The sequence below is a fragment of the Phyllobacterium sp. P5_D12 genome (assembly GCF_054049495.1).
In genome coordinates, this window is sequence record NZ_JBFUMG010000176.1 from 1 (window position 1) to 8561 (window position 8561).

Annotated in this window: 7 protein-coding genes; 3 read left to right on the forward strand and 4 right to left on the reverse strand. The window is 56.3% G+C overall.

Annotated elements, in window-relative coordinates; all coding sequences use genetic code 11:
• The 4 genes from ACXJ5O_RS13295 to ACXJ5O_RS13310 all read right to left on the reverse strand — a co-directional run.
• Positions 1 to 630 (reverse strand): lysylphosphatidylglycerol synthase transmembrane domain-containing protein (locus ACXJ5O_RS13295; protein ID WP_457300302.1); only part of this gene is annotated, 630 nt, incomplete at its 3' end.
• 27 nt (positions 631 to 657) lie between these two features.
• Positions 658 to 2427 (reverse strand): YbaL family putative K(+) efflux transporter, encoded by a 1770-nt coding sequence (gene ybaL / locus ACXJ5O_RS13300; protein WP_457300303.1) that lies wholly within the window; start codon positions 2425 to 2427, stop codon positions 658 to 660.
• Between the two features lie 172 nt (positions 2428 to 2599).
• Positions 2600 to 5149, reverse strand: a complete 2550-nt coding sequence (gene secD, locus ACXJ5O_RS13305) for a protein translocase subunit SecD (protein ID WP_457300304.1) — start codon at positions 5147 to 5149, stop codon at positions 2600 to 2602.
• Between the two features lie 108 nt (positions 5150 to 5257).
• Positions 5258 to 5686 (reverse strand): hypothetical protein, encoded by a 429-nt coding sequence (locus ACXJ5O_RS13310; protein WP_457300305.1) that lies wholly within the window; start codon positions 5684 to 5686, stop codon positions 5258 to 5260.
• Between the two features lie 210 nt (positions 5687 to 5896).
• Here ACXJ5O_RS13310 and ACXJ5O_RS13315 point away from each other — a divergent pair, with 210 nt between their 5' ends.
• From ACXJ5O_RS13315 to ACXJ5O_RS13325, 3 genes are all read left to right on the forward strand, one after another.
• Positions 5897 to 6607 carry a 2OG-Fe(II) oxygenase gene (locus ACXJ5O_RS13315; protein WP_457300306.1) on the forward strand — a complete coding sequence of 237 codons (711 nt, stop codon included), beginning with the start codon at positions 5897 to 5899 and terminating at the stop codon, positions 6605 to 6607.
• A 206-nt stretch (positions 6608 to 6813) separates the two neighbouring features.
• Positions 6814 to 8043, forward strand: a complete 1230-nt coding sequence (locus ACXJ5O_RS13320) for a urate hydroxylase PuuD (RefSeq protein ID WP_457300307.1) — start codon at positions 6814 to 6816, stop codon at positions 8041 to 8043.
• Positions 8040 to 8561 (forward strand): amidohydrolase family protein (locus ACXJ5O_RS13325; RefSeq protein WP_457300308.1); only part of this gene is annotated, 522 nt, incomplete at its 3' end. The genes ACXJ5O_RS13320 and ACXJ5O_RS13325, both read left to right, overlap by 4 nt.

The following is an 8561-nucleotide window of genomic DNA, read 5'->3' on the forward strand; positions in this document are numbered from 1 at the left end:
TGGCCCGACGATCAGTTGCTGGGCGACCACTGGCAAACGTGGGTATTCGAGCGTGAAGCGCCGGATGCGAAGCGGCCTGAAATGCAGCCAACTGCCGAACACATAGAGCAACACGATTGCCAAGGCACCGAAACCCAGCACGTAGCTCAGGGAAATCGGCAGTTCCGCGTTGAAACGCTGAAGGAGATGTGGCTCGATGAGAAGAACGACTGCACTCAGCGTCAATACGCCCAAAATGAAAGTGAATGAACAGAAAGCGATGAGCAGCGCAATTTCAGGGCCGCTCATACCTTGCGAGGAATAGGCGCGATAACGAACCACGGCTCCAGAGAGGACCGAGGCGCCGATATTGTGCGAAAGTGCGTAGGTGGTGAACGAACAGAGCGCGATGAACAACCAGGAAATCCTGCGGCGCAGATGTAGCAGCGCGATACGATCATATCCGGCCAGAGCCGCGTAGGCAACGAGGGATGCAAAGCCTGCCAGGATCCAGCGGTGTGCAGGAATGGCATAGAGGCTATGAATCACGTCATCCAGCGAGATGCTCCGCAGCTCCTTGTAAAGGAGCCATACGGAAATCCCGACGGCGGCCAGCCCAACAACCGGCCATACGTAATCCTTCAATTTCATGCTTTTTCCCGCTCGCCCATTCTGACTCTATACCGCTTTTGTTGCTTCTATACGGTTCGATTTCTCCGGCTTGGGGTCTTCAAGATCGAGGATGTGGGCGACGATTCCGCGCGCTATTTCACGTTCACCCATGATAACCGCGTCTGCGCCGAGATCCTGCAAATGCTGGACCTCGGCATCCGAGTGAGCCCGCGCCAAAATGCTGATGACCGGGTTTGCGGCTCGGGCCTTGACCACGATCTGTCCGGCCTCAAAAGCGTTCGGGATGGCGATGATCAGTTGACGGGCCTGGGCAAGATTGGCGGCGGCGAGGATATCGCCATTGGCTGCGTTGCCGACGATCGTTTCAATGTTTTCCTCATGCAGTTTCGCCACAGTTTTGTCGGCGTCCTCGATAACGAGAAACGGCTTGCCGACTTCTTTAAGCGCCTCACCGACAAGACTGCCGACACGGCCATAGCCAACCAGAACGGCATGGTCAGTAAGTGTGGTTGGGCGAATTTCCACATCGGGGGTTTCAATTGCTGCCAAATCTTCGGTCGAGGGTTCTTCGGTGGGCACGCGCTTTTCGAGCCTCGGCTTCAGGTATGTAACCCCTGCAAACACCAAAGGGTTGACTAGTATCGACAAGATGGCGCCACCGAGGATGAGGTCGCGGCCTTCCTCCGGCAACATTCCCAACCCGACGCCAAGCTCGGCGAGAATGAAAGAGAATTCACCGATCTGCGCCAGGCTTGCAGAAATGATCAGGGCAGTGCCCGTTGGATAGCCAAAGGCGCGGACGATGAAAAATGCCGCGAGCGACTTGCCAACGACGATAATTGCGAGCGTTGCAAGCAGCGGCAAGGGATCATTGACGATTGTCATCGGGTCGAACAGCATGCCAACCGAGACGAAAAACAGCACCGCAAAAGCATCGCGCAACGGCAGGGATTCTTCTGCTGCGCGGTGGCTAAGTTCGGATTCGCTCATGATCATGCCAGCGAAGAACGCGCCGAGCGCCAGCGACACGCCGAACAACTTGGCTGCACCGAAGGCGACGCCCAATGCGATCGCCAGCACAGCCAAGCGGAAAAGCTCGCGCGATCCGGTATGTGCGATCGCATGCAGGGTCCAGGGGATTACCCTGCGCCCCACGATGAGCATGACTGCAACGAAAGCTACAACCTTGCCAAGTGTCAGCGCAATGACACCGCCGATGCCAAGATCGAAATATCTGACGATTGGGTCGCTCGCGGCCCGAACCATATCGCCCGTTTCGCTACCGCCATTGATCGCGCCGGCAATAGCTGGCAGCAGGACAAGGGCAAGAACCATGGCAAGATCTTCGACAATCAACCAGCCGACCGCGATGCGCCCCCGTTCTGTCTCGATCAGGCGCCGCTCCTGCATGGCGCGCAGGAGAACCACGGTACTTGCCACCGAGAGCGCGAGGCCGAAAACAAAACCCGCCTGCATGCTCCAGCCGAGAATCCAGGCAAGGCCGGCGCCAAGCAAAGTCGCTACCAAAATCTGCACGATGGCGCCGGGAATTGCTATGGCACGAACCGAGAGCAGATCTTTCAAGGAAAAATGCAGGCCGACGCCAAACATTAGCAGAATGACGCCGATCTCGGCGAGCTCGGAAGCCAGCTCCTGATCGGCGACAAAACCGGGAGTATGCGAGCCGGCCAAAACACCGGCTACGAGATAACCGACAAGGGGAGGAATACGCAGACGATTGGCAATCGCACCGAAAATAAAGGCCAGAACCAGACCTATGACGATTGTCGCAATCAACGGCGTTTCATGAGGCATATGTCGGCGTCTCCCTCGTAAGATGATCAATGGTTAAAATCAATGGGTCCTGCGAACAGGTGCTGTCGCAGCAGTATTGCGTACCTCCGGTGGCTTGCAAACCGATTTCATCGGCTCTGCGGCGCAGGAAACGCGATTTTTTCCCTGCGCCGCAAATAGTTAGCGTTGAACGCTAAGTTGGCAGCCGATCAGCTCTGGATGGCGGGCTTTCGCCCGAGCCGATGCGCGAAGCATGGTTCTTTTCCCACCAGGTTCCGAGCAGCAAGAGAATCGGCGCCGCGATGAACAGCGACGAACTCGTGGCAATGACCACGCCGAAGAGCATCGGCAGAGCAAAGTTTTCCACGGCCTTGCCGCCCCAGATTGCCATGGGAAGCATGGCAAGGAACACGGTCAGCGAGGTATAGATACAACGCGCCAAGGTCTGGTTGATACTCAGATCGATAATCTGACGCAGCGGCATCTTCTTATGGATGCGCAAATTCTCACGCATTCGATCGTAGACCACGACCTTGTCGTTGACGGAGTAACCGATGATGGTCAGCAGAGCGGCAATGGCCGTGAGGTTGAAATCTAGCCCCATCAGCGCAAAGAAGCCGACGGTTTTCGTGGTATCGAGGATCAGCGTGGCAATTGCACCAAGGGCGAAGTGCCATTCGAACCGCCACCAGATGTAGAGCAGCATGGCAAGGCTGGCGAGGGTAACGGCGAGGACGCCGGACCGAGCCAGTTCCTGGCTGACCTTCGGTCCGACGACTTCCGAACTCTCGATCTTCACACCGGGATCAAGCTGCTGGACGGAAGCCCTGACCTTGGTAACGGCCGCGGTCTGCGCTTCTTCGCCGCCGTCCTGACGCTGGACGCGGATAAGCACCTTGTTGTCGCCGCCGGCCTGCTGGAGGGCGACTTCACCGAGACCGAGGCCTTCAAGAGTCGAACGCATCGTGGCGAGGTCCGCAGGTTTGGACGTCGTAACTTCCACCTGGATACCGCCCTTGAAGTCGATACCGTAATTCAGACCGGGATGGATGAAGAGGATGATCGAAGCGATAGACAGGAAGATCGAAACGCCGATACCGAAGAAACGCGCGTTCATGAACGAGATGTTGGTATTTTCCGGTACGAGCTTGAAGAGGTGTTCGATGCGGATTGTCTTCATCTTCCGGCGACGCACGATCGCCGTCATCATGACACGGACAACGGTGACTGCCGTAAACATCGAAACAAGTGCGCCGATGATCATGGTGATGGCGAAGCCGCGTATCGGGCCGGTGCCGAAGAGGAACAGCAGCAGCGTCGCGATAAGGTGTGTGGCCTGCGAGTCGATAATCGTCGAATAAGCGAGCTTGAAGCCGCGATCGACCGCAGCCATCGCACCGATACCTTTGCGCGCTTCTTCACGGATACGTTCGTTGATGAGGATGTTCGCATCAACAGCAAAGCCGATACCGAGGATGATGGCGGCGATGCCGGGGAGCGTCAGTGTCGCGCCGAGCAGGCTCAAAATGCCGAATGTAAGAATGACGTTGAGAGCGAGTGCCAGATTGGCAATCAGACCCCAGCCGCTATAGAGGACGAATATGAAGCCCACCACGAGTGCGAAGCCGATAAGGCCCGTGAGAACGCCCATCTTGATGACGTCGCCACCAAGGTCAGGACCCACGGTACGTTCTTCGATGACGGTCAGCGGCGCCGGCAAAGCGCCAGCACGAAGCAGAGCAGCGGTGGTGACCGTATCCTGAACCGTGAAATTACCAGTGATCTGACCGGAGCCGCCGGTGATGGGAACCTGGATAACGGGAGCTGTCAGCACCTTGCCGTCGAGCACGATGGCAAAGGGACGACCGACATTCTGGCTGGTGATATCGGCAAACTGACGCGCACCGACATTATCAAAGCGGAATGAAATGATCGGCTGGTTGGTTTGCTGATCGAAGGCCGCGCGGGCATCAGTCAGGCGTTCACCGCTGAGTGCCACGCGGTCTTCAACCGGGTAGGTAATGGCGGGATCTTTCGCATCCGGCAAGATGGATACGCCGGGAGGCGGCGCAGCGCCAGAATTGCGATCCGCAACCATATGGAAGGTCATCTTGGCCGTGCTGCCGAGTAGGGCGCGCAGCTGGCTCGGATCCTGCAACCCGGGGAGCTGAACGACGATACGATCGGAACCGACGCGCTGGATGGAAGGTTCGGCAACGCCGACCTGATCGACGCGGCGACGGACGATTTCCAGACTTTGCGTTAGTGCATTGTCCAGCTTGTCCTTCATTCCGGCTTCAGTCAGCGTCAGACGAATCTGGTTGCCGTTTGTGGTGATATCGATGTCACTGACAGGTGCGGCGAACCCGACTTGTGCGACTTGAGTGGTCAGATCGCGCAGGGCTGCAACTGCTGCATCGCTTTGTGTCGCATCTGCCAGTGTTACGATGACGCTGTCACCCGCGACACGGACAGATTGCGGCTGGATTTTTGCTGTGCGCAGGTGACCGCGCGTATCGTCGAGAATTGAGCGAATACGGTCTTTCTTGAGTGCTGCCGCGTCCACTTCCAGCACGAGATAGGAACCGCCGCGAAGATCGAGGCCCAGGGCGACCTGCTTCTTGGGGAACCAGCTTGGCATAGCTTCGAGCTGCGCCTTGGTGAAAGCGTTGGGGAGGGCGAGGACAATACCCACCAGGATAATAGCAATGTAGGTCCAAAGGACCCATCTCGACGTACGCATATCTTAAATTCCGTTATGGAGTGCGGGCGCGCTGCCGAGAACTGATCTACGAGTTTGCCTGGCGGCCGCCGGATTTGTTTTCGTCGTTCCCTATTGGAAACGGTGATGTCAGGCCGCGGTCAGAGGCGGAGCGCGGGCGTGGAAAACAGAATTGCGGTCTAGCGCCGGGGTCGTTCCGGACGGAACCGAAATGACGCTTTTCCCGTTCGCAATAACAAACGCATGCCCTTGAGGCACTAAAGCAGCCAGTGAGCTGCTATCGGACCCGAGGCCACTTTTGATCTTCAGGTGCAAAGCTTCAAGCGCCGCGACGCGCATTGGGCTCTGCACGGGGGTAGACTGACTGTTGGCTTCGTGGGCCAAGCGCGTTTCATTGCGCGTTGGCGTACCGGCATCCTTTGCCGCAATATTGGTCTCCGCACCGGTCACATACACTGTGCCCAGAGCGGCGCTGATCGTGGATACAAGCCAGAAAATAGAAATCAGGAGCGGAGCAGCGCTTCGCTTTCCTTTTTTGCTATTTCCGTGAACGCTCATCCTGTCATCCAATATCAATACGTCGCGGCGCAAAGCGCCTCGCTGCGACTCTCTTTATGAAGTCTGAAAGCGTGAGTCACTCAAAATCGTCGCGTTTCGCCACCAATGGCTGGAAAATATGTCGTTTTGCAGGAAACGGGTGGAACGAAATGACCAAGTTGTCCACTTTGCTGAAGACAAGTTCACACCTAGTTCGAAATGGAGGTCATCATGGCTGACGCAATCAGCAGCACATCGACCATTCGATGGGATACGATAGAAGCGGAAATGGACAATTTCGGCTGCGCCATTTTGAAAGGCATTTTGTCGAATGCGCAATGCGAAGAAATAGCCGGAGGCTATCCGGACGATAACCAATTTCGCAAACGCATTGTCATGGCGCGGCATGGGTTTGGCCGGGGAGAGTACAAGTATTTCGCGTATCCTTTGCCCGATGTCATCGGCGATTTGCGCCAATCGCTCTATCCTCCCTTGGCCAGCATCGCCAATCACTGGAACGAGTTGATGGGCATCACTGTCCGGTATCCGGACCAGCATCGGGCATTCATCGAGCGGTGCCACGCTGCCGGTCAGAATCGTCCGACACCGTTGCTGCTGGAGTATGGCGAAGGCGACTACAATTGCCTGCACCAGGATATCTACGGCGAACATGTGTTTCCGCTGCAGGTGGCGTTTCTGTTGTCGAAACCCGGCGAGGATTTTACCGGCGGCGAATTCGTCCTGACGGAGCAACGGCCGCGTATGCAGTCGCGTGCGGAGATCGTACCGCTGCGGCAAGGCGATGCGGTGGTCTTTCCGGTCAGCCAGCGTCCGGCAAAGGGCACGCGCGGCTATTATCGCGTGAATATGCGTCACGGCGTCAGCCGCCTGCGCAGCGGAAAACGCCATACGCTCGGCATCATCTTCCACGATTCTCAATAGTTGCAGCATGATTCGGGCCAGGACGGCCTGCAAATGGCGCTTTTCTGCGCTCCGGTGCTCATGAACCCAAAAGTTCACTCCGCTCCGATTCTCGAAAATCACCATTTTCGGCGCGCCCTGATCCGATCTCAGCGCACGTTTGTCTCGCCAGTTGCGTCGGTCTGTGAAGAACAGCATTGTAGCCTCAAATTTCAAATGGGGCCTCGATGGATTATCTGATCTTCTGGGAATGGCTGAGCTTCGCCGCGCGGTGGCTGCATGTGATCACGGCAATCGCCTGGATAGGTTCGTCTTTCTATTTCATCGCGCTCGATCTTGGATTGCGGAGGCACGCAAATCTCCCACAAGGTGTTAGTGGCGAGGAGTGGCAGGTTCATGGGGGAGGTTTCTACCATATCCAAAAATACATGATCGCGCCGCCCCACATGCCGGAGCACCTCATCTGGTTCAAATGGGAATCCTACTTCACCTGGTTGTCCGGGTTCATGCTGCTCTGCATTGTCTACTACGGCAGCGCCGATCTATTTCTGATCGATCGCAATGTGCTCGATGTTTCGACGCCTGTGGCTATCCTGATCTCGCTGGCGTCGATTTCAATCGGCTGGTTGATCTACGACCTTCTCTGCAAGTCTCCGCTCGAGTCCAATGATACCCTGCTGATGCTCATACTCTATGGCGTGATCGTATTCATGGCATGGGGTTATACGCATCTGTTTACTGGACGTGCCGCACTCTTGCACCTTGGCGCATTCACCGCGACGATCATGACCGGCAACGTGTTCTTGCTGATCATACCCAACCAGAAAAAAGTCGTCGCAGACCTGATCGCGGGCAAGACGCCCGATCCCAGGCTCGGCAAACAGGCCAAGCAGCGCTCTACGCACAACAACTATCTGACGCTTCCGGTCATCTTCCTGATGCTGTCGAACCATTATCCGCTTGCGACGTCCACCGAGTTCAACTGGATAATTGCCGCGCTGATATTCATCATTGGCGTGCTCATCCGGCATTATTTCAACTCAAGACATGCAGGAACAGGCAATCCGCATTGGACATGGCTTGCCAGTGCCATTTTGTTTATCGTTATCATCTGGTTGTCGACGGTACCTAAAGTCCTGACAGGCGAGGAGAAGGTGTCCCGCGCTGCTGAACCTTTCCTCGCTGCGCAGAACTTCGAACAGGTTCGCGACACGGTAATGGGACGTTGTTCGATGTGCCATGCAGCGGAGCCATCGTGGGAGGGCATCATGCTGCCGCCAAAGGGTATTCGTCTCGATACGGATCAATTGATCGCGACCCATGCGAGCCAGATCTATATTCAGGCCGGAGCGAGCCATGCCATGCCGCCTGGCAACCTGACGCATATCACCGATGGCGAGCGCGCGCTGATCGTCGCGTGGTATCGGGGTGCAATGGCCGGAAAAGCAACACCATGACAGAACTATTGTTGCGTGCACGTATTCTGACATTCCATGATGAGCCGTTGAACGGTGAGACGAGCGCCGAAACATTCACATATCTCGAGGATGGCGGGATTCTCATTCGCGATGGCAAGATCATTGCAATGGATGAATTTGCGACGTTGCGGGCGGGAGACGGCCGCAACGTTGAAGTTATCGATCATCATCCACATCTGATCATGCCGGGTTTCATCGACTGTCACATCCATTATCCGCAGATGCAGGTGGTCGGTTCCTATGCCGGTGCGTTGATGGAGTGGCTCGACAAATATACATTCGTCGAAGAGCAGAAATTTTCCAATCAAGGTCATCCGGAAAAGATCGGCTCTGCGTTTTTCGATGAGTTGATCCGCCACGGTACGACAACCGCAGCAGCATATTGCTCGGTGCACAAAGCCTCCGTGCATTCATTCTTTACGGAGGCGCACCGGCGCAACATGCGCATGATTGCCGGTAAGGTGATGATGGATCGCAATGCGCCGCCGGGTCTACTC